This window comes from Streptomyces sp. CT34, assembly GCF_000805335.1.
Classification (GTDB): domain Bacteria; phylum Actinomycetota; class Actinomycetes; order Streptomycetales; family Streptomycetaceae; genus Streptomyces.
Genome location: NZ_KN708638.1, coordinates 5,209,441 through 5,233,818 on the forward strand (window position 1 = coordinate 5,209,441; position 24,378 = coordinate 5,233,818).

The 24,378-nt window shown below is 72.2% G+C and carries 24 protein-coding genes; 15 read left to right on the forward strand and 9 right to left on the reverse strand.

All coding sequences use genetic code 11. The features are described 5' to 3' along the window. Nucleotides 1-13: 13 nt before the first annotated feature. The 6 genes from RZ84_RS22840 to RZ84_RS22865 all read left to right on the forward strand — a co-directional run bounded on the left by RZ84_RS22840 (nucleotide 14) and on the right by RZ84_RS22865 (nucleotide 3,847). Entirely contained in the window at nucleotides 14-907 is an 894-nt protein-coding gene (locus RZ84_RS22840; protein ID WP_043265854.1) for a DUF5936 domain-containing protein, read from the forward strand. Nucleotides 908-910: 3 nt separating this feature from the next. Next, entirely contained in the window at nucleotides 911-1,354 is a 444-nt protein-coding gene (locus tag RZ84_RS22845; protein WP_043265855.1) for a hypothetical protein, read from the forward strand. Between the two features lie 383 nt (nucleotides 1,355-1,737). After that, a complete protein-coding gene (locus RZ84_RS39905; protein WP_043270593.1) occupies nucleotides 1,738-1,905 on the forward strand; it encodes a membrane protein in 168 nt (55 codons plus the stop codon). A gap of 20 nt (nucleotides 1,906-1,925) precedes the next feature. Further along, on the forward strand, nucleotides 1,926-2,597 hold the full coding sequence (locus RZ84_RS22855) for a pilus assembly protein TadG-related protein (protein ID WP_043265856.1): 672 nt from the start codon (nucleotides 1,926-1,928) through the stop codon (nucleotides 2,595-2,597). 52 nt (nucleotides 2,598-2,649) lie between these two features. Beyond that, nucleotides 2,650-3,231 carry a hypothetical protein gene (locus RZ84_RS22860; RefSeq protein WP_043265857.1) on the forward strand — a complete coding sequence of 194 codons (582 nt, stop codon included), beginning with the start codon at nucleotides 2,650-2,652 and terminating at the stop codon, nucleotides 3,229-3,231. Nucleotides 3,232-3,241: 10 nt separating this feature from the next. Next, on the forward strand, nucleotides 3,242-3,847 hold the full coding sequence (locus RZ84_RS22865) for an OmpA family protein (RefSeq protein ID WP_043265858.1): 606 nt from the start codon (nucleotides 3,242-3,244) through the stop codon (nucleotides 3,845-3,847). A gap of 105 nt (nucleotides 3,848-3,952) precedes the next feature. On the opposite strand, the gene RZ84_RS22870 is transcribed toward RZ84_RS22865, so the two are convergent. After that, entirely contained in the window at nucleotides 3,953-4,309 is a 357-nt protein-coding gene (locus RZ84_RS22870) for a DUF192 domain-containing protein (protein ID WP_043265859.1), read from the reverse strand. Between the two features lie 41 nt (nucleotides 4,310-4,350). Here RZ84_RS22870 and RZ84_RS22875 point away from each other — a divergent pair, with 41 nt between their 5' ends. Further along, nucleotides 4,351-5,088: a prepilin peptidase gene (locus tag RZ84_RS22875; RefSeq protein WP_107068156.1), complete on the forward strand. Its 738-nt coding sequence runs from the start codon at nucleotides 4,351-4,353 to the stop codon at nucleotides 5,086-5,088. A 208-nt stretch (nucleotides 5,089-5,296) separates the two neighbouring features. On the opposite strand, the gene mgrA is transcribed toward RZ84_RS22875, so the two are convergent. Beyond that, nucleotides 5,297-6,334, reverse strand: a complete 1,038-nt coding sequence (gene mgrA, locus RZ84_RS22880) for an L-glyceraldehyde 3-phosphate reductase (RefSeq protein WP_043265860.1) — start codon at nucleotides 6,332-6,334, stop codon at nucleotides 5,297-5,299. A 139-nt stretch (nucleotides 6,335-6,473) separates the two neighbouring features. Here mgrA and RZ84_RS22885 point away from each other — a divergent pair, with 139 nt between their 5' ends. From RZ84_RS22885 to RZ84_RS22900, 4 genes are all read left to right on the forward strand, one after another. Beyond that, a complete protein-coding gene (locus tag RZ84_RS22885) occupies nucleotides 6,474-7,253 on the forward strand; it encodes an isoprenyl transferase (RefSeq protein ID WP_043265861.1) in 780 nt (259 codons plus the stop codon). 544 nt (nucleotides 7,254-7,797) lie between these two features. Continuing rightward, entirely contained in the window at nucleotides 7,798-9,135 is a 1,338-nt protein-coding gene (locus RZ84_RS22890) for a PhoH family protein (protein ID WP_043265862.1), read from the forward strand. Nucleotides 9,136-9,545: 410 nt separating this feature from the next. Beyond that, nucleotides 9,546-10,241, forward strand: a complete 696-nt coding sequence (locus RZ84_RS22895; protein WP_043265863.1) for an aggregation-promoting factor C-terminal-like domain-containing protein — start codon at nucleotides 9,546-9,548, stop codon at nucleotides 10,239-10,241. A gap of 145 nt (nucleotides 10,242-10,386) precedes the next feature. Then, complete coding sequence (locus RZ84_RS22900; RefSeq protein ID WP_043265864.1) at nucleotides 10,387-11,964, forward strand: AI-2E family transporter; 1,578 nt, start codon at nucleotides 10,387-10,389, stop codon at nucleotides 11,962-11,964. A 111-nt stretch (nucleotides 11,965-12,075) separates the two neighbouring features. On the opposite strand, the gene RZ84_RS22905 is transcribed toward RZ84_RS22900, so the two are convergent. Both RZ84_RS22905 and RZ84_RS22910 read right to left on the reverse strand, forming a co-directional pair. After that, complete coding sequence (locus tag RZ84_RS22905) at nucleotides 12,076-12,609, reverse strand: alkyl hydroperoxide reductase (RefSeq protein ID WP_043265865.1); 534 nt, start codon at nucleotides 12,607-12,609, stop codon at nucleotides 12,076-12,078. 5 nt (nucleotides 12,610-12,614) lie between these two features. Beyond that, nucleotides 12,615-13,169, reverse strand: a complete 555-nt coding sequence (locus RZ84_RS22910; RefSeq protein WP_043265866.1) for a peroxiredoxin — start codon at nucleotides 13,167-13,169, stop codon at nucleotides 12,615-12,617. 140 nt (nucleotides 13,170-13,309) lie between these two features. On the opposite strand from RZ84_RS22910, the gene RZ84_RS22915 reads away from it, so the two are divergent. The 4 genes from RZ84_RS22915 to RZ84_RS22930 all read left to right on the forward strand — a co-directional run bounded on the left by RZ84_RS22915 (nucleotide 13,310) and on the right by RZ84_RS22930 (nucleotide 17,421). Then, nucleotides 13,310-14,269, forward strand: a complete 960-nt coding sequence (locus RZ84_RS22915; protein WP_052230108.1) for a hydrogen peroxide-inducible genes activator — start codon at nucleotides 13,310-13,312, stop codon at nucleotides 14,267-14,269. Nucleotides 14,270-14,562: 293 nt separating this feature from the next. Beyond that, on the forward strand, nucleotides 14,563-15,078 hold the full coding sequence (locus RZ84_RS22920) for a hypothetical protein (protein ID WP_043265867.1): 516 nt from the start codon (nucleotides 14,563-14,565) through the stop codon (nucleotides 15,076-15,078). Nucleotides 15,079-15,160: 82 nt separating this feature from the next. After that, nucleotides 15,161-16,006: a DUF4097 family beta strand repeat-containing protein gene (locus RZ84_RS22925; protein WP_043265868.1), complete on the forward strand. Its 846-nt coding sequence runs from the start codon at nucleotides 15,161-15,163 to the stop codon at nucleotides 16,004-16,006. A 188-nt stretch (nucleotides 16,007-16,194) separates the two neighbouring features. Continuing rightward, nucleotides 16,195-17,421: a cytochrome P450 gene (locus RZ84_RS22930; RefSeq protein ID WP_043265869.1), complete on the forward strand. Its 1,227-nt coding sequence runs from the start codon at nucleotides 16,195-16,197 to the stop codon at nucleotides 17,419-17,421. Between the two features lie 16 nt (nucleotides 17,422-17,437). Here the strand turns inward: RZ84_RS22930 and RZ84_RS22935 are convergent, their stop codons facing one another. The 5 genes from RZ84_RS22935 to RZ84_RS22955 form a co-directional block, all read right to left on the reverse strand. Further along, nucleotides 17,438-19,885: an ABC transporter permease gene (locus tag RZ84_RS22935; RefSeq protein WP_043265870.1), complete on the reverse strand. Its 2,448-nt coding sequence runs from the start codon at nucleotides 19,883-19,885 to the stop codon at nucleotides 17,438-17,440. Continuing rightward, on the reverse strand, nucleotides 19,882-20,568 hold the full coding sequence (locus tag RZ84_RS22940; RefSeq protein ID WP_043265871.1) for an ABC transporter ATP-binding protein: 687 nt from the start codon (nucleotides 20,566-20,568) through the stop codon (nucleotides 19,882-19,884). The genes RZ84_RS22935 and RZ84_RS22940 overlap by 4 nt, the downstream gene beginning before the upstream one ends. Beyond that, nucleotides 20,565-21,089: a PadR family transcriptional regulator gene (locus tag RZ84_RS22945; protein ID WP_043265872.1), complete on the reverse strand. Its 525-nt coding sequence runs from the start codon at nucleotides 21,087-21,089 to the stop codon at nucleotides 20,565-20,567. Before RZ84_RS22945 ends, RZ84_RS22940 begins: the two co-directional genes overlap by 4 nt. A 144-nt stretch (nucleotides 21,090-21,233) precedes the next feature. Next, entirely contained in the window at nucleotides 21,234-23,612 is a 2,379-nt protein-coding gene (locus tag RZ84_RS22950; protein ID WP_052230109.1) for an FtsX-like permease family protein, read from the reverse strand. Continuing rightward, a complete protein-coding gene (locus RZ84_RS22955) occupies nucleotides 23,609-24,295 on the reverse strand; it encodes an ABC transporter ATP-binding protein (protein WP_043265873.1) in 687 nt (228 codons plus the stop codon). The genes RZ84_RS22950 and RZ84_RS22955 overlap by 4 nt, the downstream gene beginning before the upstream one ends. Nucleotides 24,296-24,378: the final 83 nt, after the last annotated feature.

Consider the following 24,378-nt stretch of genomic DNA (forward strand, 5'->3'; position numbering starts at 1 on the left):
AGCCGGTCTCGCCATGACACTCGGAATACTGCTGGCCCTCGCCCTCGCCCTCTCGGTCGCCGGCATCTGCTGCGGTATCGCGCTCTACCGCCGCGAGGCCCGGCTCCCGCCCGACCTCGCACTGTCCCTGGAGGTCGGCTCGACCCGTACGACGGCCGTCGGCTCGGCCGTGGACCGTACGGGGATGCGCTACGCCCCGTTCGTCCTGCGGCTGATGGGCGACAAGCGGGTCGCCAGGGTCCGCCGGCGGATCGACCTCGCGGGCAACCCCGGCGGGCTGACCGTCGACCGCTACGCCGCCCGCCGGGCCGTCTACGGGGCGCTGGGCTTCTTCGGGGCGCTGGTGATGTTCCTGCGCGGCCAGCCGCTGCTGGGCGTGCTGATGGTGCTGTTCGGCCTGTTCTGGACCGAGGTCGGCATCTGGGCGGCGATCCGGCAGCGCAAGGACACCATCGAACGCACGCTTCCGGACTTTCTGGACGTGCTGGCCGTCGTGGTGAGCGCGGGGCTGGGGTTCCGCCAGGCGCTCGACCGGGTCGCGGAGAAGTACGAGGGCCCCTGGGCCGATGAACTCCGCATCACGCTACGGCAGATGGACATGGGCGTCAGCCGCCGCGCCGCCTTCGAGGAGCTGCGCAAACGCAACGACTCCGAACAGGTCGCGCAGTTCGTCACCGCCCTGCAGCAGGGCGAGGAGCTGGGCTCGCCGATCGTCGAGACGCTGATCCAGATCGCCGACGACATGCGCCGTACGGACGCCCAGAACGCACGCCGGCGGGCCGCCCGCGCGGTCCCCAAGGCGACCATGGTCGTCACCACGTTCATGGTCCCGGCCACGATGATCCTGCTGATCGCCGGCTTCTTCCTCGGATCCGGCACCAACTTCGGCTCGCTGATGGGCCGTTGACCCATGGACCCCACCGCGTCCCGCACCGCGACCCCCTCCGTGGCCTGGCGCCGCCGGACCGGCCTCGGCGTCCCCGGTCTGGTCCTCCCCGGCGCCGGTCTCGTCGTCCTCCAGGCCGCCGCCTTCGCCCACGACACCTCCCACAACTGCCACTACTTCGGCCCGTCCTTGCGGATGCACATCGCCGCCTGGGCCGGTCTGGCCTGCGGTCTCGCGGCGCCGGCCGCCTGCGCGCCGCTCTCCCGCGGCGCGGTCCGACGAGGCCGGCGCCCCCAGTGGACCCGGGCCTTCGGGGTCGCGCCGGCCTTTGTGATCCTGGGCGTACTCCCGCTGTTCCTGGAGGCGTTCGGGGTATGGGCGCTGTACGCCCCCGACCCGTCCGGCGGCGACGACTGTGCGGGGCTGGCGTACGCCCTCGGCGGCGCGTTCCGGTATCCGGCCGGATGAGGACGGTCGCGGCGCCCGCTTCTCGCCAACGCCTTCGCAGGAGCAACGAGTTGTGCCACAGTGGAGGCGCCGGGCGGGGCCGCGCGCGCCAGGGGCGCGGCGCGACCGGCCGGACCGCATGGGCATGGACGCCGGGGCAGTGAGAGACGTGTCAGGTGTTTCCGGAGGGGGAACGGGGGTGGCCGAGGTGCCGCGCAGTGGCCGAAACGCACCGGGGTATCCACCGCTCGTGGTTTCGACCGAGGATGAGGTTCGGAATCCCTGTTCCGGGAACGCTGTTCCGGCGTACTTTTCTCGTGTCACGCGCGCGGACGACCGTGCCGGCGCCACGGGGGCAGACCAGCCGGACCAGATCGGGACGGCGGCCCATGGAGGGGAAGACGATGGCGAAGCGGATCGTGGGGAACGACGACCGGGGACAGACCTCGATCGAGTACCTCGGCATCATCGCGGTGGTCGTGGCCATCGTGCTGGTCCTGTCGACCACGGACTTCGGCAGCCAGATCGCGAACGCCATCGCCAACAAGATTTCCGACGTCGTCGGAATCTAGGCGCAGCCGCCGCCACTCCCGTGCCGGCCACCCTCACGCGCCGCCGCCGGCGCGACGCGGGGCAGACCCTGCCGATCTACATCGTCGCGATCGGGGGCCTGCTCTTCCTCGCGCTCGCCTTCTTCGCCGTCGGCCAGGCGGCGGCCACCCGCAACGGTGCCCAGACCGCCGCCGACGCCGCCGCGCTCGCCGCCGGCCAGAAATACCGCGACGAGCTCGGCAGGAGCTTCCTCGACGCGCTGCGCAACGACGCCGGCGACCCCACCGCCTGGCAGGACCTCCTCAACGGCCGCGGCGCCCCCTCCGCGGCGGCCTGCCGCAGCGCGGACTGGTACGCCGGACGCAACGACGCCGCGGTCTCGTCGTGCACCCCGGACTCCTGGCCCACCTCCTTCGCGGTCACCGTCAAGACCCTGAACACGGTGGGCCGTTCGGTCATCCCGGGCACCGAGAACGAACACGCCGCGGCCCGCGCGAAGGCGATCGTCGAGCCCCGCTGCACGCTCGGCGGGCCCACGCCCCCGCCCGGCCGGCAGCCCACCCCCACCCCCACACCCGGCGGCGACGGCAAGGGCACCGGGTCCGCCCCGGTCACCCTCACCTGCGACGGCAAGGGCCGGACGCTCGACCCCGCGCACCCCAGCGATCTCCCCGCTGCCGCCGACCTGTTCTCCGTACGGCTGGCGCAGTGAGCCGCCCGAGCGCCCCCGGCCCCCCCGACCTCACGATCAAAGGAACCCTGCCATGAGCATTCGGCTCCCCACGAAGGCCGCCAGGCGAGCGGTCGCCCTGGCGAGCGCGGTCGGCCTGGCTCTCGTCGCGGCCGGCTGCGGCGACGGCGGCGGCGCGCAGGCGTCGGACGGCAAGAAGCCCGCGGCCCACGCCTCCACCCGGAAGGACGGCGGCGCCGGCAGCCCCGCGGCCGACTCCACCAAGGTCATCGGCGAGATGAAGGGCGCCGACGGCATAGTGGTCACCCTGCACTCCGTCATCCGCGACCCCGGCGGCTTCGTCACCGTCAACGGGACCGTCTCCAACCACGGCACCCGCCCCTTCAACGCCATCGGCTGGGGCCCCCACGAGACTGAGCTGAAGTCCCGTTCGTCCATCTCCGGCGCCACCCTCGTCGACGAGGCCGGCAAGAAGCGCTATCTCGTCCTGCGCGACACCAATGGCGAATGCCTCTGTACGACCGGCCTCAGCGGCCTCATGCCGGGCGCCAGCCGGCCCGTCTTCGCACAGTTCCCGGCGCCGCCCGCCAAGGTCACCGAGGTCGACTTCCAGTTGCCGACGATGCCCCCGGCCACCGTCCAGATCACGGATTGAGCCGCCACCGATGACCGCCTCCCGTAGGGCCCTCACGGCCACCGCCGCGCTCCTGCTGACCGTCGCGCTCGCCGCCCCGGCCGCGCACGCCGACCCGCCCGGCATCACCGAGGGCACCGACGCACCCGTACGCATCGACCCCACCAACCCCAACCTGCGGATGGTCCAGGGCGCCAAGCTCGCCCCGCCCAAGGTCCTCAACATCAAGTCCGTCGTCGAGAGCGACGACGGCTCCGAGCGCCGCCAGGACACCAACGCCAACGTGACCTTCGCGCTCCAGGCCGAGGTGCTGTTCGGCAAGGACAGCGCCGAGCTGTCGCCGGACGCGCTGTCCCGGATCGGCGCCATCGCCGACGAGGCCAAGAAGCAACACGCCACCAACCTGCGGGTGTTCGGCTTCACCGACAACCTCGGCTCCGCCGCGCACGGCCTGGTCCTCTCCAAGCAGCGGGCCAACGCCGTCCAGCGCGAACTGGCCGACGACCTCGGCTCGTCGGTCACCTTCCAGATCCGCGGCTACGGCGAGCAGTACCCGATCGCCGACAACAGCACCGAGGAAGGCCGCAAGAAGAACCGCCGCGTCGAGGTCAGCTTCCCACGCGGCACCGGCTCGTGACGAGGCACGGCACCGTGGCGGGGCGCGGCACCGGCTCGTCACCTGGCCCCGGCGCAGCCTTGCTCCTTCCCGGGAAGGCTCAACAGGCGTGCGTCCCAGGGGCGTTCACCCGCCCTCCGCGCCCAGCCGCAGCCGCACGCCCCGGCGCACCCCCCACCGCGCCATCGCCCCCGCCTCCGCCTCCAGCACGTGCCGCGCCCGCAACCGCGGGCGCCCCAACCGCCCCGGCCGCATGGTCCGTACGCCGAGCACCGTGAAATCCCGCCCCAGATACGCGACATCGATCGCGAACCGCATCCCGAAGGTGTGCACCCCGCTCGCCGGTGTCAGCAGCAGCGCCCCGGCGACCCCGTCCCGGCCCAACAGCCCCCGCGTACGGGCCCGGTGCGAGGCCGCGACCTCCACCGGGACCTCGACGTCCGCCCCGTGCAGCACACCCCGGCCGTTCTCCCTGCGCGCCATGCCCGCCGTTCTATCAACCCGCGCGCTCTAGGGTCTGTCCGGTGTCCGTCCTTCTGATGATTCTCGCCGCCGCCTACGGGGCCGCCGCCGGGCTGCTCCTGCCGCGGCCCGCGCACCGGATGTCCGTGGAGCCGCAGGACGACTGGCGCGCGGGCTGTCCCGCGGGCCATCCGATCACCGGTGTGCTGCGGGGCTGGCTGGGCCCCGGCCGCTGCCCGGCCTGCCGGGCACCGTACGGTCCCGGGGCGCTGCCGACCGCGGCGGCCGGCGCGCTGGTCTGCGCGGCCCTGGCGGCGGTCGCGGGCGCCCGCCCGGAACTCGCCGGCTGGCTGCTGGCGGCACCGGTGGCCGTGCTGCTGGCGATCGTCGACTGGCGGGTACGCCGCCTCCCGGACGTACTGACCCTCCCGCTGGCCGCGCTCCTCGCCCTGGCCCTCGGCCTCGCCGCCTGGTGCACCGGCGCGCCCGGCCCCTGGCTCCGCGCGCTGCTCGCCGGCGCCGCACTCGCCGCCGGCTACCTGGTCCTCCATCTCGTCAACCCGTCCGGCCTCGGCCTCGGCGACGTCAAGCTCGCGATCGGGCTGGGGGTCGCCCTTGGGTGGTACGGCTGGCGCACGCTGATCACCGGAGGCGCGGCCGGAATCCTGCTGGGCGCCCTCTACGGCGCGGGCCTGCTGCTCACCCGCCGATCCGGCCGGAACACGACCATGCCGTTCGGCCCCTTCATGATCGCCGGCGCCTTCTGCGCCCTCCTCCTGGGCGCCGCCGCGGTCCGCTGAGCCCCGGCTGCCCGCTCCCGCCGCCGGCCCGAGCCACGCCGCGAGCCCGCGCGATGCACGAAGCACCCCTCTCGCGGGGTTATGGTGGAAACCCCCCCTCGGGCCGGTCCGTATCCCCCCCCACGGACCGGCCCGCTTTTTTGCCCGCTCCGTCGCCGCCCCGGAACCTGGCCGAAAACCGGCGCCCACCGGCCCCGCCCGGGTCCGCTCAGCTCCGGCGGGCCCAGATGTTGATGCCCTCGGTGGTGCGCGCGAACGCGTCGATCTCGGCGAGCTCGGCATCCGTGATCTTGGGCGCGTCGAGGGCCGCCACATTGGCCTCCAGCTGGGCGACGCTGCTGGCGCCGATCAGCGCCGAGGTCATCCGCTCGTCGCGCAGCACCCAGTTCAGCGCGAGCTGGGCCAGGGACTGGCCGCGGCGCTCGGCGATCTCGTTGAGGCCGCGCAGCCGGCGTACCACCTCTTCGGAGAGCAGGTTCGGGTCCAGGGACTTGCCCTGGGAGGCGCGCGAGCCCTCGGGGATACCGTTCAGGTACTTGTCGGTGAGCATCCCCTGCGACAGCGGGGCGAAGGAGATGCAGCCCATGCCCTCGTCGGCCAGCGTGTCCAGCAGGCCGTCGTCCTCGATCCAGCGGTTGATCATCGAGTACGAGGGCTGGTGGATCAGCGGGCGCACCCCCATGCCGCGCAGCAGCCGGGCCGCCTCGCGGGTCTGCTCGGCGTGGTACGAGGAGACGCCGACGTAGAGCGCCTTGCCCTGCTGGACGGCGGACGCCAGTGCGCCCATCGTCTCCTCCAGCGGGGTGTCCGGATCGAAGCGGTGCGAGTAGAAGATATCGACGTAATCGACGCCCATCCGCTTCAGCGAGGCATCCAGCGAAGAGAGGAGATATTTCCGCGAGCCCCATTCGCCGTATGGGCCGGGGTGCATCAGATATCCGGCCTTTGTCGAGAGAACGATCTCGTCGCGGTGGCCGCGGAAGTCCTGGGCGAAGATCTTTCCGAAGTTCAGCTCGGCGGACCCGGGCGGCGGCCCGTAGTTGTTGGCCAGATCGAAGTGGGTGACGCCCAGGTCGAAGGCGCGGCGCAGGATGGCCCGCTGGGAGGCGAGGGTGCGGTCGTCCCCGAAGTTGTGCCAGAGTCCGAGGGAGATAGCGGGAAGTTTGAGGCCGCTGCGGCCGGTACGCCGGTACTCCATGGAGGCATAGCGTGAATCCGCGGCGCGGTAGTCAGTGCCAGTGGTCATGCTCATCTCCCTATCACGGACTTGTGACCTACCTGATTGGGCTGTTGAGACAGCCGAGAAGTAAAGTTGGCCCCTTAGGCGACGGGGCGATGGCCATCGGCACGGAGGGGCTGGACCACACATGCTGCGATCTTCCGGGATGCGCATCCCGTATCCGCCTGCACTGCGCGATCTCGTCTACCGGCTGTACGCCCGCCGGGTGGAGGGACGCCTCGACCACAGCCAGGTGCCGAAGCACATCGGCGTCATCCTGGACGGCAACCGGCGCTGGGCGCGCGCCGACGGGCGGACCACCGAGCAGGGCCACCAGGCCGGCGCGGCCAAGATCGACGAGCTGCTCGGCTGGTGCGCCGAGACCGACGTCGAGGTCGTCACGCTCTGGCTGCTGTCCACCGACAACCTCGACCGGCCCGAGGACGAGCTGACCCCGCTGCTGGGGATCATCGAGAACACCGTGCGCGACCTGGCCGCCGACGGCCGCTGGCGGGTGCACCACGTCGGCAACCGCGATCTGCTGCCGGACGCCACCCAGCGGGTGCTCAAGGAGGCCGAGCAGACCACGCTCGGCAACAAGGGCATCCTGGTGAACGTCGCGGTCGGCTACGGCGGCCGGCAGGAGATCGCGGACGCGGTGCGGTCGCTGCTGCTGGAGCACGCCGAGCGCGGCACGTCCTTCGAGGAGCTGGCCGAGATCGTCGACATCGACCTGATCTCCGAGCACCTCTACACCCGCGGCCAGCCGGACCCGGACCTGGTGATCCGGACCAGCGGCGAGCAGCGGCTGTCCGGCTTCATGCTCTGGCAGAGCGCTCACTCGGAGTACTACTTCTGCGAGGTCTTCTGGCCGGCGTTCCGGAAGGTCGACTTCCTGCGCGCACTGCGCGACTACGCCGCCCGGCACCGGCGCTACGGCTTCTAGACACGTCCGGGGCCGTCCGACCCCGACCCACCGGACAGACCCCGGGCCCGTCCGACCCCCTGGGACGGGCCATGGAACGGGCCATGGGACAGGACAAACGGGCCATGGGACAGGACACCGGACCGGCCCCAGGGGGAGGACTTCCGGACGCCCCCTGACGCTCCCTCGGACGGCTGCTCCCCGCGGGTGCTCCTGGCCCGCGGCCGGGTCGCTTCCGGTGGCTTCGCCCGCGTTCCCGCCGGTCAGCCGTCACCTGTAACCAAAGGTTCATCGAGCGTGCGTCATATGCCGTGGCATGGGTGCGGGGGTTCGAGGGAATATCCCTTCCAGGTCGGCGTCCGGAAACAAGCCATCGGGCGCCGGATCTCAGCGGACGGCATGGGGCCGTCCGCCCGGGAGGCCCTTTGCGCATCACGGAGGATCGTGCGTACCGCACGGACGACGCGAGGGGCCGGCGTTCGGCCCGCGCAGCGCGGCCAGAACCCGGTCCCGTCCCCGGCGACGCCGTCGCACCCCAACCTCATCCGAGGGGGTTCGTCCACCCGTGGTGAACAGCAAGAAGCGCCGTGAGAACGACCGGCGCACCTATGTCCTCGACACCAGCGTCCTGTTGGCCGATCCGGCCGCCATGTCCCGCTTCGACGAGCACGAGGTGGTGCTGCCGGTCGTCGTGGTCACCGAGCTGGAGGCCAAACGGCACCACCCCGAGCTCGGGTACTTCGCGCGGCAGGCGCTGCGCCGGCTGGACGAGTACCGGGTGCAGTACGGGCGGCTGGACGCCCCCATCCCCATCGGGGAGCTCGGCGGGACGCTCCGGGTCGAACTGAACCACTCCGACCCGGGACTGCTGCCCGCGGCCTTCCTGAACGGCCACAGCCGGCTGGGCGACAACGACTCGCGGATCCTCGCGGTCGCCCGCAACCTCCAGGCCGAGGGGTTCGACGTCACGGTCGTCTCCAAGGACCTGCCGATGCGCATCAAGGCGTCCTCGGTGGGGCTGCTGGCCGAGGAGTACCGGGCGGAGTTGGCGATCACCGACTCCGGCTGGACGGGCATGGCGGAACTGGCCATCGCCGCCGACCAGGTCGACGACCTCTTCGCCGCCGAGACCGCAGACGTACCGGGCGCATCCGAACTTCCGGTGCATACGGGACTGGTGCTCCAGTCCGAGCGCGGCAAGGCGCTCGGCCGGGTCACGGCGGAGGGCGCGGTCCGGCTGGTGCGCGGCGACCGGGAGGCGTTCGGGATCCACGGCCGCAGCGCCGAGCAGCGGATCGCGCTGGATCTGCTGCTGGACCCGGAGGTCGGCATCGTGTCGATGGGCGGGCGGGCCGGCACCGGCAAGTCCGCGCTGGCGCTGTGCGCCGGGCTGGAGGCGGTGCTGGAGCGCCGGCAGCACAGCAAGGTGATGGTGTTCCGCCCGCTGTACGCGGTCGGCGGGCAGGAGCTGGGTTACCTGCCGGGCAGCGAGGCGGAGAAGATGAGCCCCTGGGCCCAGGCCGTCTTCGACACGCTGTCCGCGGTGACCACCAAGGACGTCATCGAAGAGGTGGTCGGGCGCGGCATGTTGGAGGTGCTGCCGCTGACCCATATCCGCGGGCGGTCGCTGCACGACGCGTTCGTCATCGTGGACGAGGCCCAGTCGCTGGAACGGAACGTCCTTTTGACGGTTCTGTCCCGTATCGGCGCCAACTCCCGGGTCGTACTGACCCATGACGTCGCCCAGCGAGACAACCTCCGGGTCGGGCGGTACGACGGGGTGGTCGCCGTCGTCGAGAAGTTGAAGGGCCATCCGCTGTTCGCCCATGTCACGCTCAACCGCTCCGAGCGTTCGCCGATCGCGGCGCTGGTGACCGAAATGCTGGAGGACGGCAGGATCTGACCTGTTGTGATGGCGGCGCCGCCCGGCAAAGCGTAGGAGCTTAGCCGGGCGGCGTTCGTCTGCGCTCGGATATCCGGAAATCCCCGGCGGTAAACGAGGTGTGAGCTTTCACACCCGGCGGAGAATTGATTCCCGGTAGCCCGTTCGGGCAGAGTCTGGGTCCTGTCAGGCCCCGCATACGGCCCAACAGCACCCTCCGGGGTGTAGTGGACGACCCGAACTTCATAGCGAGTTGCCGTATGCCGCCCGAGCACCACGCGGACCCCCGAGGGGGACGTACCGGGCCAGTGCCTCCCGTGGCCAGCCGGCTCCCCCCCGCTCAACGGGGGCCGGAACAAGGGGAGGTCAGCGCCAGGGGCACGATTGCGTCCGCGAGGTCACCTAAGCGGGCGATGCTGGAAGGAAAACGTGTGAGCCGGATCTCGGTCCGGGGATTCGCCGTGGCGTCCGCCACCGCGGTCACCACCGTCGGCGCCGTGGTCGGCGTCGCATCGGGCAGCCAGGCATCGGTCGGCAACACCGAGGCCACCGCCGCCGACGCGACGATCGCCGACATCCCCGCGGGCCAGCAGGCCCAGGTGCAGACGGCTTCGCTGACGCAGCAGGCGGACACCGCGTCCACCCAGGCGGACGCGGCAGCGCTGAAGTCCGCGCAGGAGTCGGCCCGTAAGGCAGCCGCGGAAACCGCGCAGAGCAAGAAGGACGCCGCGGACCAGGCGAAGGCCAAGAAGGACGCCGAGCAGCGCGCGAAGGAGCAGGCCGCGTCCCGCTCCGCGGTGCGCGACGCCAGCGACTTCCTGGTCAAGGCGTCGTACAGCATCGCCGAGACGCAGGCGATGGCCCGCCAGATGATGGCCTCCGACCAGTTCCAGTGCTTCAGCCACATCGTGAGCAACGAGTCCGGCTGGAACTACCGCGCCACCAACTCCTCCTCGGGTGCCTACGGCCTCGTGCAGGCGCTGCCCGGCTCGAAGATGTCCTCCGCGGGCTCCGACTGGCAGACCAACCCGGCCACCCAGATCAAGTGGGGCCTCAACTACATGAACGACCGCTACGGCAGCCCCTGCGGTGCCTGGTCGTTCTGGCAGGCGAACAGCTGGTACTAGGCCGCCCGGCAGCTGGTACTGGCCCGCGTGGCAGCTTCACAGCGCTCCGAAACCCCCGAACGCGACGCGTCGGGGGTTTCGCGCATCCGGCACAGGTAACGTCGTTACGTCAGTTGTGCCGCGAGGGCGGGGAAGAGGAAGCGACATGTCCAGATTGCCTCAGTGGGTCGGCGGGCTAGGTGCCGGTCTGACGCGGCTCTCGCAGCGGCTGGAGGAGCAGCGCCGCCGTGCGGAGGCCATGGGGGTCCCCCCTGGAGGGAGCTTGTCCGACTCCTCGGGGGAGGTGGACGACCCGGGTGAGCTGTCGCCCACCGGGCCGGCGGGCGGCCTGGGCGGGTACCGCGTCCGCGCGGCGGTGGACGGCGAACCGGCGGGCGGCCGGCGGGCCGACATGCTCACCGCGACCCGGACGCGGCTGCCGGACGCGACCGACGGCGTACCGCGGCCCGGGACGGCGGAGGCGGCAGAGCCGGCTGCACCCGCCGAGCCGGCGGAGAGCGCCGCGCCGGCCGCCGCCCGGGCGCCGGAGTCGGTCCCCGCGCCGCCCTCGTACGCCCCGGCCGTGGCGGCGCCCCCGGACCCGGTGGCGGCGGTGCCGTGGGGGGTCCGGGTCGCCGCCGAGGCCGGCTGGCGGCTGCTGGTGCTGGCCGGGACGCTGTGGGTGCTGGCGAAGGTGATCACCACCATCCAGCTGGTGGTGCTCGCGTTCGTCGCCGCGCTGCTGATCACCGCGCTGCTCCAGCCGACCGTCGCCTGGCTGCGCCGGCGCAACGTGCCGCGCGGGCTGGCGACCGCGCTGACCTTCATCGGCGGCTTCGTCGTCATGGGACTGGTCGGCTGGTTCGTGGTCTGGCAGGTCCAGGACAACATCGACTCGGTCTCCAGCCGGATCCAGGAGGGCATCACCGAGCTCAAGGGCTGGCTGCTGAACAGCCCGTTCCATGTGACCACGAGTCAGATCAACCACATCGCCAAGAACCTCCAGGACGCGGTCGGTGCCAACACCGAGGCCATAACGTCCGCCGGACTGGAGGGCGTCACCGTCGTCATCGAAGTGCTCACCGGCATCCTGCTGGCGATGTTCACCACGCTCTTCCTGCTCTACGACGGCAAGCGCATCTGGAACTGGCTGCTCAAGCTGGTCCCGGGCGCGGCCCGCGAGGGCGTGGCGGGCGCCGGCCCGCGGGCCTGGCGGACGCTCACCGCCTACGTCCGCGGCACGGTCCTGGTGGCGCTGATCGACGCGTTCTTCATCGGCGTCGGCCTCTACTTCCTCAACGTGCCGCTGGCCGTGCCGCTCGCCGTCTTCATCTTCCTCTTCGCCTTCATCCCGCTGATCGGCGCGGTGGTCTCGGGCGCGCTGGCGTGCGTGGTCGCGCTGGTCACCCAGGGCACCGGCGTCGCGCTGCTGGTGCTGGCGGTGGTGCTGGCCGTGAACCAGATCGAGAGCCATGTCCTCCAGCCGTTCATCCTCGGCCGGGCGGTGCGGGTCCATCCGCTGGCGGTGATCCTGTCCGTCGCCGCGGGCAGCCTGATCGCCGGTGTCGGCGGTGCGGTCGTGGCGGTGCCGCTGGTGGCCGTCACCAACACCGTGGTCGGCTATCTGCGCGCGTACTCCAGGGAGCAGGCGCTGCGGATGACGGTGCCGCCGCGCGGTGCGACGGCGATCGCGGTGGCGCCGACGCCGTCTCCGGTGCGTACCGAACGGCGCGGGGAGGAGTAGGGCCGGTCCGAGGGCCGGGGGCGGACCGGCCCTCGTCCACGGCTGCCACAACGCGCGGAACCCCGCGGACGCGATGTCCGCGGGGTTCCGCGCGTTGCGAGGGGTTGCCGATTACTCGGCGAGCGCGGCCTCGGCGTCGAGGGTGGCGCCGACGGCCTGGAGGACGGCCGCGATCTTGACGGCCTCCTGGATCGTCTCGCGGTCGACACCGGCCTTGCGGAGCACCTGCTCGTGCGAGTCGAGGCACATCCCGCAGCCGTTGATGGCCGAGACGGCCAGCGACCACAGCTCGAAGTCGACCTTGTCCACGCCCGGGTTGCCGATGACGTTCATCCGCAGACCGGCGCGCAGGGTGCCGTACTCCGGGTCGGAGAGCAGGTGGCGCGTCCGGTAGAAGACGTTGTTCATCGCCATGATGGCGGCGGCCGACTTGGCGGCCGTGTACGCCTCGGCGGAGAGGTTCGCCTTCGCCTCGGGCTCCAGCTCACGCAGCACCTTGGGGGAGCGCGAGGCGATGGCACAGGCCAGCACCGTGCCCCACAGCTGCTGCTGCGGCAGTTCGGAGTTGCCGATCACCGAACCGAGGTTCAGCTTCAGGTCCTTGGCGTAGTCCGGAACGGCGGACTTGAGGTCATCGAGAGCCATGGGTGTCACTCACCAGCCAGCAGCGCGACCGGGTCCAGGGTGTCCTCGCCCTTGCTCCAGTTGCAGGGGCACAGCTCGTCGGTCTGGAGCGCGTCGAGGACCCGGAGGACCTCCTTGGGGTTACGGCCGACGGAGCCGGCGGTCACCATGGTGAACTGGATCTCGTTGTTCTGGTCGACGATGAAGACGGCGCGCTGCGCGAAGCCGTCCTCGCCCTCGATGCCCAGGTCGCGCATCAGCTCGTGCTTGGAGTCGGCGAGCATCGGGAAGGGCAGGTCGGTCAGGTCCGGGTGGTCCTTGCGCCAGGCGTGGTGCACGAACTCGGAGTCGCCGGAGAAGCCGAGGATCTGCGCGTCACGGTCGGCGAACTCGTCGTTCAGCTTGCCGAACGCGGCGATCTCGGTCGGGCACACGAAGGTGAAGTCCTTGGGCCACGCGAAGACGATCTTCCACTTGCCCTCGTAGGTCTTGTGGTTGATCTGCTCGAATTCCTTGCCCTTCTCCAGCGAGACACAGGCAGTCAGGTCGAACTCGGGGAACTTGTCACCGACAGTGAGCACGCGCTCTCCTTGTTGCAAGAAAGTCCCTTTTGGGGTCTTTCGGGTCTTTCCTTGAGGCTTGGACGGGTTACACAGTGCCACAGCAGGCATTGATCAGGGAAATAGCTAGACTGGTTGATGTTGATCGGAGGTGGTTATCAGTGGCTTCCCCCACGAGCCCCGGCGGACGGCCCCGCCAGCCCAGCCTCGCCCAGCTGCGGGCCTTCGCCGCGGTCGCCGAGTATCTGCACTTCCGGGAGGCGGCGGCCGAGATCGGCATGAGCCAGCCCGCGCTGTCCGGTGCCGTCTCCGCGCTGGAGGAGACGCTCGGGGTGCAGCTCCTGGAGCGTACGACGCGCAAGGTGCTGCTCTCGCCGGCGGGTGAGCGGGTGGCGGCCCGCGCCCGTACGGTCCTGGACGCGGTCGGCGCCCTGATGGAGGAGGCGGAGGCGGCCCGCGCGCCCTTCACCGGCGTCCTCCGCCTCGGCGTCATCCCGACGGTCGCGCCGTATCTGCTGCCGACCGTGCTCCGCCTCGTCCACGACACCTACCCCGACCTGGACCTCCAGGTCCACGAGGAGCAGACCGCCTCGCTCCTCGACGGCCTGGCGCACGGGCGGCTCGACCTGCTGCTGCTCGCGGTCCCGCTGGGTGTTCCCCAGGTCACCGAACTCCCGCTCTTCGACGAGGACTTCGTGCTGGTCGCGCCCAAGGAGCACTGGCTCGGCGGGCGCGGCGACATCCCCCGCGAGGCGCTGAAGGAACTCGATCTGCTGCTGCTGGACGAGGGTCACTGTCTGCGCGACCAGGCGCTGGACATCTGCCGCGAGGCGGGCCGGGACGAGAACACCCCCGTGACGACCAGCGCGGCGGGCCTGTCCACCCTCGTCCAGCTGGTGGCCGGCGGGCTGGGCGTGACACTGCTGCCGCGCACCGCGCTCCGGGTCGAGACGGCCCGCAACGACCAGCTGACCACCGGCTACTTCGCGGACCCGGCCCCGGCCCGCCGGATCGCTCTGGCGATGCGCAGCGGCTCGGCCCGCCAGCGTGAATTCGAGGAGTTCGCGGAGGCGTTGCGGGGTGCGCTGCGGGGGTTGCCGGTGCGGATGGTGAAGGGGTGAGGCGGTAGCCCCGGAGGCGGCCCTCTTGGGACATACCCCCGGAGGCGCCCTCTTGTGGCATCGCGTGGCGTCGCGTGATGCCGGGTGGCGCGGTTTGGCGCCACCCGGTGCCGGCCGGTGTCACCGGGCGCCATTCCGCACCCCTGGAAGTCGATGAGCGCGTGTGGTGCCATGCTGGCTCAGGTCGCTCATCTCCGGCTTTCCACAGGTCAGAGCGGTCATCCTGCATCTCGCGCCACGCAAGGCGCGGTTTGGGCTTGCCTGTGGCGCCATGGTGGTGCCATCATGACGTCATGGACCTCACTCCGTATGTCGACACGCTGCGTCGCGAACTCGCGGTGGCCGCCGAGGCCGGCGGCGAAGACGCCCGCGAGCTGGCCGACCGGCTCACCGCTCCGCTGGAGTCGGCGACCCGTCTGACCATGCTCAATGTGCTCTCCGCCGCGATGGACGAGATCACCCGTGAGCTCGCGCCCGGCTCGGTCGACGTACGGCTGCGCGGGCTGGACCCCGACTTCGTGGTGACGCCGCCGCCCGCCGGCGGCCCCGCGGAGTCGGCCGTCGCGCCCGTCGAACCACTCAGGGCGCAGCCGCCCGCCGACGGCGACGAGGGCGGCACCGCCCGCGTCAATCTGCGTCTGCCGGCCCACCTCAAGGCGCGCGCCGAGGAGGCCGCGAGCCGCGAGGGCCTGTCGGTCAACGCGTGGCTGGGGCGGGCCGTGTCGGCCGCGGTCGACGGCGGCACGCAGCCGCGTACGGCGGAGCGGGCCCGCACCATCGGACAGAACTTCACGGGCTGGGTGCGCTAGTCGCGCCCCCGCCCGCACCACTTCACCCACACCACGTCCCACCAGCGGGGACGCCCACCAGACCCATGAGGACGGTACAGCCATGCCTTCTTTCGACACTCCCGGGCCGATCACGACCACCGCACACGTGGAAGCCGGTTCCATCCAGTTCATCGCGGGCGACCGCCCTGACACCCTCGTCGACGTACAGCCCCGCGACCCGAAGAAGGACCTGGACGTGCGGGCGGCCGAGCAGACCGAGGTCACCTACGCGAACGGCACGCTGACCATCAGGACGCCCAAACCGCGCTATCGCGTCGGGCGCACCGGCTGCGTCGACGTGACGGTCGACCTGCCCACGGGCTCGCACATCGACATGACCGGCGCCTGGGCCCAGGTGCTCGGCGAGGGCCGGCTCGGCGAGGTCCGGGTCAAGACCTCCGCGGGCGATGCGCGCTTCGACACCGCCGGGCCGCTGTACCTGACCGCGTCGCACGGATCCATCTCCGTGGACCGCGTCGAGGGCGCGGCCGAGATCACCACCAGCTCCGGCAGTGTGCGCGTCGGCACCGTCGACGGTGCCGCCGTCCTGAAGAACTCGCACGGCACCACGACCGTCGGCGCCGTGACCGGCGATCTGCGGGTGAGCGGCGCCAACGGCGACATCGACATCACGCGCGCCGAGAGCTCGGTCACCGCCACCACCGCCCACGGCACCCTGCGGGTCGCCGAAGTCGCCTGTGGCACCGTCCAGTTGGAGACCTCCTACGGCGCCATCGAGGTCGGCATCCGCGAGGGCGTCGCCGCCTGGCTCGACGTCAGCTCCGACAACGGGCAGGTGCGCAACACGCTCGCCACCTCCGGGGCCCCGGGGGAGACCGAGGACACCGTCAAGGTCCGCGCCCGAACCCGCTACGGCAACATCGACGTGCGCCGCGCCCGGGTGTAAGGCCAGAATCCGCCAAATCGCCCAGTTCCCGGGGTACTTCAGCCCCCGAACGGGATGGCTCCATCCGTTGATTGTGTGATCTGTCATGCCCACTTCAGGCAGCAGCGTGACCGCCGTGCGGTGGTCACGCCGCCGCCCCTGACGCACCGCCCCACCCCACTGCGACAACCGCCACGGAAGGAAGTTCGATGAGTCAGAACGCTCCCGTCCCGCACGGCCTCCCCATGGAGCGCGATGCGGGCCCCTTCGACCCGCCGCGGCAGATCACCGGGCTGCGCGAGGCCCGCCCGGTCAGTCCCCTGATCTTTCCCGACGGGCACGAGGGCTGGCTCGTCACCGGGTACGACGCGGTCCGCCGGCTCCTGGCCGACACCCGGTTCAGCTCCCGCCAGGACCTCGGCGTCATCCACCTGCCGTACGAGACGCCCGGCATGCCCGTCATGACCGAACCGTCCCCGCAGGTGCCGGGCCTGTTCGTCGCCATGGACCCGCCGGACCACACCCGGCTGCGGCGCAGGCTCACCGGCGCGTTCACCGTCAAGCGCATGAAGCGGCTCGAAGAGCGCATCGTCGAGATCACCGAGCGGCAACTGGACGAACTGGCGCGCCTTGCCCCGCCGGTCGACCTGGTCAGGGAGTTCGCGCTGCCGGTGCCCTCGCTGGTGATCTGCGAACTGCTCGGCGTCCCCTACGAGGACCGGGACACCTTCCAGGCCAACTCCGCCCAGATGATGGTCAAGGACCAGTCGCTCGACGAGAAGACGGCCGCGTACGGCGCGCTGTCCACGTACCTCGCCGAACTGGTCGCCCGCAAACGCGCCGAACCCGGCGACGACATCCTGTCCGATCTGGCCCGCCAGGACGACCTCACCATCGAGGAGTTGACCGGGATAGCCTTCCTGCTGCTGCTCGCGGGCCATGAGACCACCGCCAACATGCTGGCACTGGGCACCTTCGCGCTCCTGGAGCACCCCGAGCAGCTGGCCGCACTGCGCGCCGACCCGGACCTGCTGCCCGACGCCGTCGAGGAACTCCTGCGCTACCTGTCCGTCGGCGACGTCTTCTACCGCTACGCCACGGAGGACATCGAACTCGGCGGTGAAACCATCGGCAAGGGATCGACCGTCGTCGTCTCGTTGCTGGCCGCCAACCACGACCCCCGACGCTTCGCCCACCCCGACACCCTGGACGTCCACCGCAAGGCCCGCGGTCACCTGTCCTTCGGCCACGGCGTGCACCAGTGTCTCGGCCAGCAACTGGCCCGCGTCGAGATGCGCGCCGGCTTCGCCGGGCTGCTGCGCCGCTTCCCGACCCTCGAACTCGCCATCCCCGCCCGCGAGGTGAAGCTCAGGACCGACATGAACATCTACGGCGTCCACGCACTGCCGGTCACCTGGACGGAAACGGCCCGGTAGCGCCGCCGGCCCCGCCTCACTCCGTGCGCAGGCCCTCCGGGCGCATCATCCGCCACAGCGGCGGGAGGCTCAGGGCCGTGACGAAGAGGATGACCGCGGCGCCGATGCCGGCCATGCCGGCGACCACCGGCCAGTCGACGGTGACACCGCTGCCGATGATGACCAGCAGCAGTGTGCCCAGGGTCAGGCCGCAGGCCAGGGCGAGGGCCAGGCCGAGGACCACCGGGAGCGCGGTCTGCCACAGGACGGACCAGCCGAGGGTGGCGCGGCGGGTGCCGTGGGCGTCGAGGGCGGAGAGCAGCCGGCGGCGTTCGTGGAGCTGCTCGACGGTGGAGATGATCAGTCCCGCGCCGATCAGCAGCAGGGTGATCACCGCCCCGAGGAAGAGCGCGTTGCGGACGCCGTCGTACTGCTTGTCGTGCGGGTTGTCGACGGAGGAGGACTCGTACATCAACGGGTTGATGCGGGCCGCGGTGTTGCGGATGTGCTCGACGGCGTCGGGGGTGGCCCGGTCGAAGCCGACCCGTAGCTCCAGGTCGGGACTGCCGAGCCGGTCGGCGTCGAGGGCCGCCGGGGTGACCAGCAGGTCGTGGGCGACGGGGTGGGCGTCGGAGAGCGCACGGGGCCGGGCGGGGCGGGCGGTCCGGGGGATCGTCCAGGGCCGGGGCGTGGTCGGCTCGCCGTAGTCGCTCGCCGGGTTGAGGTCGACGGTGGCGCCGGGTGCGAGGCCGATGTCCCGGCTCGTCTCGCGGGGGGGGGCGGCGAGGAAGACGTCGCCGTCGCGGCAGGAGGGGAGGTGGGCGAGCCGGTCGAGTTCGGCGCAGCTGCCGAGGGCGGCGGTCGCCGGGATGTCGCCGCTGGTGTCGACGCCGGCGCCGGGCAGCCGGCCGATGCGGCCGATGACGGTGCCGTGGGCCTCGGTCACCCCGGGGGTGGCGCGCAGTGCGGTCAGCGCCTGCTGGGTCTGCTGCCAGCTGACGGCGTTGCCCCAGAAGCCGATCTGGGGGATCCGCCCGGACTTGGCGTACGCGGCCTGGTAGCCCACCTGCATGCCGGTCATCAGCATGTGGATCGCGATCGCGCCGGCCACCGCGACGGTGATGCCGCTGACCGCGCGGGTGGCCGGGCTACTGCTCAACTGGAGGCGGCGGACGGCCAGTTGCCAGGGGACCGGGCCGCCGCGCAGCCGGCCGACGACCGCGTCGACCAGCCAGGGCAGCAGCGCCGTGACACCGAAGAGGAGGAGCGTCGAACCGGCGGCGAGCAGGACGGTGTTGAGCGGGGTGTCCTTCCAGGGATGTTCCCGGGCGAGCGGGAACAGCAGCAGGACGCCGGCGAACGGCAGCAGCAGCCGCCACCACAGGCGGCGGCGGACCGGCGGGCGGCGGCGCACGATGCCGAGCGGTTCGACGGTGATGCCGCGCTGCGCGAGCAGGGTGACCAGGACCGCCGCCGCCGGGACGAGCAGCACGATCAGCGCGGCGGGCAGCGGGGCGGGGGTGACGTCCGCGGGGAAGACGTTGATGTCCCAGAGGGTGATCACCGACGCCAGCTGCCGGACCGCGAGGAACAGCGCGCCACCGCCCAGCAGCCCCAGCAGGGAGCCGAACAGCGCCTCACCGGAGGCGATCCGGCGGGTGGTGGGGACGTCGGCGCCGACCAGCCGGAGGGCGGCCAGCCGGCGTTCCCGGCGCTCGTTGCCGAAGCGTACGGAGGTGCCGATGAAGACCATCACCGGCGTCATCAGCGCCACACACGTCATGATCACCAGGACCACGGCGGGCGCCCGCAGCGGCTGCGGGTCCCAGTTCTTGCCGAAGTGGTCGACGCGGTAGCCGTCCGGTTCGCGCAGGGTGCCGCTCTGTGCGACGTAGGTGAGTTCCCGGGGGCCCTGGAGGCCCTCGTCGCCGATCAGCCCGGCGGTGGTGTAGTGCAGGCGCTCGCGCAGCAGGGCGCCCTCGGGGGAGGCCAGCAGCTCGTGCAGCGCCGGGGAGACCAGCATCCGTCCGGGGCCGGGGAGTTGGCGGATGCCGGGCGGTACGGGCGGGTGCGCGCCGTCCGGGCGGATCAGCCGCCCGCGGATCTGTGCGCCGTGGAACGTGGTGTCCGCCGAGGCGTAGAGCACGGTGCGGTCGCCGGCCTTCGGCGGATGCCGCTGGCCGAGGTTCTCGCGCGCCTTCTCCCGGCCGTGCCAGGCGTCCATCAGCGTCGGCACGGACGCGCCGATCAGCAGCACGGCCACGCCCAGGGCGACACCGGCGGCCGTCAGGGCGGTACGGATCCAGCCCTCCCGGCCGCCGCCGGCCGCGAACCGCATCCCCATCGCGAGGTCGCGGGCCCAGTCGAGGGGGCCGGACCGGCGGCGGTCGGGCGGGAGAACGGGGGCCGCGGGCGGTGGGGGAGCGGTGGCCGCGGAGGTGCCCCGTCCGCCGGCGCCGCCGGCCTCCGGGCGGAGCGGACTCATATCCGGCCCGCCATGTCCTTCACCCGGCCGTCGCGGACGACGATCTCGCGGTCCGAGTACGCGGCGACCCGCGCCTCGTGGGTGACCAGCACGACGGCCGCGCTGGTGTCCCGGGCGGCGTTGGTCAGCAGGGTCAGCACCCGCTCGCCGTTGAGCGAGTCCAGCGCCCCGGTCGGCTCGTCGGCGAAGATCACCCGGGGGCGGGTGGCCAGCGCGCGGGCGACCGCGACCCTCTGGCCCTGGCCTCCGGAGATCTCACCGGGCCGCTGCCCGGCCGCCCCCTCGACCTCCAGCCGCTCCAGCCAGTCGCGGGCCTGCCGTTCGGCGTCCCTGCGCCTGGTGCCGTTCAGCCGCAGCGGCAGTGCGACGTTCTCCAGGCAGGTCAACTCCGGTACCAGCTGGCCGAATTGGAAGACGAAGCCGAAGTCGGTGCGGCGCAGCGCGCTGCGCCGGGCGTCGCTGAGTTCGGTCAGGGTGTGCGGGCCGTAGCGGACGGTGCCGCGATCCGGCGGGACGATGCCGGCGAGGCAGTGCAGCAGCGTCGACTTGCCGGAGCCGGAGGGGCCCATGACGGCGACCACCTCGCCGGGGTGGACGGAGAAGTCCGCGCCGTCCAGGGCGGGCGTCGGCCCGTACGCCTTGGACAGCCCCTCCGCCGCGAGCAGGGAACCCTCGGGCGTCATGGGCGGACCGCCTCCGCCAGCTTGTCCAGCCGGGCGGCGGTCAGCTCCAGCCAGCGCAGATCGGCTTCGAGGTGGAACAGCGCATGGTCGCAGATCAGCTGGTCGGCGAGGTCGCCGGAGCGCTTGCGCTCGGTCAGTCCGCGCATCAGCCGCAGATGCTCGGTGCGCTGGGTGTCGAGGAGTTCGGCGGCGTCCCGGCCGGTCAGCAGGGCCAGCACGATCTTGGTGTAGAGCGTCGACTGGAGGTACGGCTCGGGCTTCTCCGGGCGGGCCAGCCATTGGGCGACATCGGTGACCCCGGCGTCCGTGATGGCGTACCGCTTGCGCTCCGGACCCGCCCCGGCCTCGACGCCGTCCACCTCGACCAGGCCGTTCTTCAGCAGCCGGGACATCGTGGAGTAGACCTGCCCGTAGTGCAGCGGGCGGTCCTGTCCGAAGTGCTCGTCGAAGGCCCGCTTGAGGTCGTAGCCATGGCGGGGACCGGACTCCAGGAGGCCCAGCAGCGTATGACCGATTGACATGCGGACCACCTTACTCGGCGGTGTATCGCTGGTGTATACGTGCCGTGTATAGGTGGGGTGGCGGGTGGTGAAGGTGCCGGTCGGAGGCAGCGGGGGGCGGTGGCCGGGTCTTTTCCGGCCAACCGCCCCCCGCACCGCCCGCGTTCACTCCGTCCGGAGGCCGTCCGGCCGCATCATCCGCCACAGCGGCGGGAGGCTGAGCACCGTCACCACCAGGACCAGCGCACCCCCGGCGGCGGCCAGCGGCCAGACCACCGACCAGTCGAAGGCGGTCTTCCCGGCGATGCCGAGCAGCGTCAGGCCGAGCCCGGCACCGCCGGCCAGCGCCAGGCCCAGGCCCAGGGCCACCGGGACGGCGGTCTGCCACAGGACCGACCAGCCCAGCGTGGCGCGCCGGGTGCCGAAGGCGACGAGGACGGACAACAGCCGGCGGCGCTCGCGCAGCTGCTCCAGCGTCGTCACCAGCATGCTGGCGGCGATCAGCGCCAGGGTCGCGAGGGCCGCGGTCCGCAGGCCCTTCTGGATACTGGCGAACTGCTTGTCGCGTTCCGTGTTCTGCACCGGCGAGACCCGCATGCGCGGGTCGATCCGGGCGGCGGCGTTCCGGACGTGTTCGACGGCGTCCGGGACCCGCCGGTCGATCTGGATCATGGCGCGGGCGGTCGGGTGGTCCAGCAGCTTCAGGTCCAGCGCACCCGGCGTGGCGAAGATGCCGAAGGCCATCTGCCCGGTGGCGTCCGGACGGGAGGCGACCGTGCGGGCGGCGGCCGGGATGGTCCACAGCCGGGGGCCGGTCCGCCGGCCGTCGGCCTCGTCGTCCCGGGCGAAGTCCACCGTGGCGCCGGGCCGCGCGGTCTCGGTGATGTAGTCGCCGTCGACCGCACCGGTGCTGTCCTTGACGATGAAGACATCGCCGTCCTTGCAGGAGCCGGTGTGCGCCAGTTCGCCCAGGGTGGCGCAGTCGCCGACGGTGAGCCGTGTGGTCGGGCGGAACTCCTCGCCGGTGCGGAGCGGGCCGGGCCGCGTGGCGGAGGCGTCGATGGCCGCCATGACGCGCCGGACCCCCTCGGCCGAACGGAACCGGCTGATCATTTTCCGGATCGTTCCGATGTCGCGGGACGGCAGCGACGTATGGATCTGCGCCCGGCCGGAGTCCATGCCGGTGACCTTCGTGAAGTCGCCCTGGATCGCGGAGAAGAACAGCTGGAGCGCGATCGCCCCGGCGACCGCGACGGTGATCCCGCTGACCGTGCGGGCCGCGGTGTCACCGCCGAGCTGGAGCCGCCGCACCGCCAGCTGCCAGGGCACCGGCCCGCCCCGGACGCGCGCCACCGCGGCGTCCACCGCCCACGGCAGCAGCAGTGCCACCCCGAACAGGAACAGCGCCGCGCCGCCCGCGATCAGATACGGATCGACTCCGCCGCCACCGCGGCCGACCCTCCCGTTGAGGAGCAGCAGCGCCAGCCCCACCGCCGGGAGCGGCAGCCGCCACCACAGCCGCCGACGGCGCCCCGAGCCGCTGCGGGCCACACCCAGCGGCTCGATGCTCACCCGGCGCAGCGCGAAGAGCGTGACGGCGACCGCGGACAGCGGCACGGCGAGCAGCACCAGCGCCGCCAGCCCGGGAACCGGCGTCACATCGGACGGGAAGACGTTGATGTTCCAGACGGTGGCGCCGCCGACGAACTGCCGGGCCGCCAGGAAGATCCCGGCCCCCACCAGCAGCCCGCACAGCGCCCCGAAGAGCGCCTCGCCGGCCGCCGTCCGCCGGGTCGTCCGGACATCGGCGCCGATCAGCCGGAGCGCGGCCAGCCGCCGGTCGCGGCGCTCGCCGCCGAACCGCACCGCCGTGGCGATGAAGACGGCCACCGGCATCAGCAGCACCACACAGCCGACGATCAACAGCGTCAGCACCAGCGGGTCCAGTGGGTCGGCCACACTGCGGGCGCCGAACCCGGCGGTCCGGTGCCCCCCGTTCTCCGTGGTCAGCGTGGCACTGCCCGCGTAGTAGGCCAGCTCGCGCGGGCCGACCAGACCGGGCTCGCCGATGGTGCCGACGTCCTTGTAGGGCAGCCGCTCCCGCAGCAGTCGGCCCTCGGGCGAGCCGATGAGGTCGCGCAGCGCCGGGGAGACCACCATCTCGCCCGGTCCGGGCAGCGCGCTCACCCCCGGCGGAACGGGCGCCTCGGCACCGTCCGGGCGCAGCAGCCGTCCGCGCACCGGATCGCCCCGGAAGCTGGTGTCCGCGTCCGCGGAGACCAGGGTCGCCGCCGACCCGTGCACCGTCTCCGGCGGATCGGTCAGGAGCCGGGCGTCGCTGCGCTGCGCCCGGCTCTCCAGCATGGTCGGGATGGACGCCGCGCCGAGCAGCAGCGTCACGCCCAGCCCCACGCCGAGCGTGGTCAGCAGGGTGCGGATCCAGCCCTCGCGCCCGCCGCCGACGGCGAAGCGCATGCCCATCGCGAGGTCCCGGGCCCAGCCGCGCGGCCCGCCCCCGATGATCGTCGCCGTCCGGGTCCTCATGCTCTGCCCGCCATCTCCCGCGCGATCCCGTCCCGCACCACGACCTCCCGGTCGGCGTACGCGGCGACCCGTGCCTCATGGGTGACCAGCACGACGGCCGCATCGGTGGCCCGCGCCGCGTCGGTGAGCAGGTCCATCACCCGCTCGCCGTTGAGCGAGTCCAGCGCCCCGGTCGGCTCGTCGGCGAAGACCACCCGCGGGTGCGGGGCCAGCGCGCGGGCGACCGCGACCCGCTGGCCCTGGCCGCCGGAGATCTCGCCGGGCCGGTGTGCCGCGACGCCGTCCACCTCCAGGCGTGCCAGCCAGTCGGCGGCCTGCCGTTCGGCGTCCCTGCGCCTGGTGCCGTTCAGTCGCAGCGGCAGTGCGACGTTCTCCAGGCAGGTCAACTCCGGTACCAGTTGGCCGAATTGGAAGACGAACCCGAAGTCGGAACGGCGCAGCGCGCTGCACCGGGCGTCGCCGAGTTCGGTCAGGACGTGGGTGCCGTACCGCACCGTGCCGGAGTCCGGGCGGACGATCCCGGCGAGGCAGTGCAGCAGCGTGGACTTGCCGGAGCCCGAGGGGCCCATGACGGCGACCACCTCGCCGGCGCGGATCGAGAAGTCCGCCCCGTCGAGCGCGGGCGTGGGCCCGTACGCCTTGTGCAGCGCGCGGGCTTCGAGCAGGGAACCGTCCGGGGTCATGCGCGGGCCTCCGGGAGTGCGGGCAGGGGGTGGTGTCGTGGCGACATGCCGCGCACTCTACACGAGGTGTATACGCACGATGT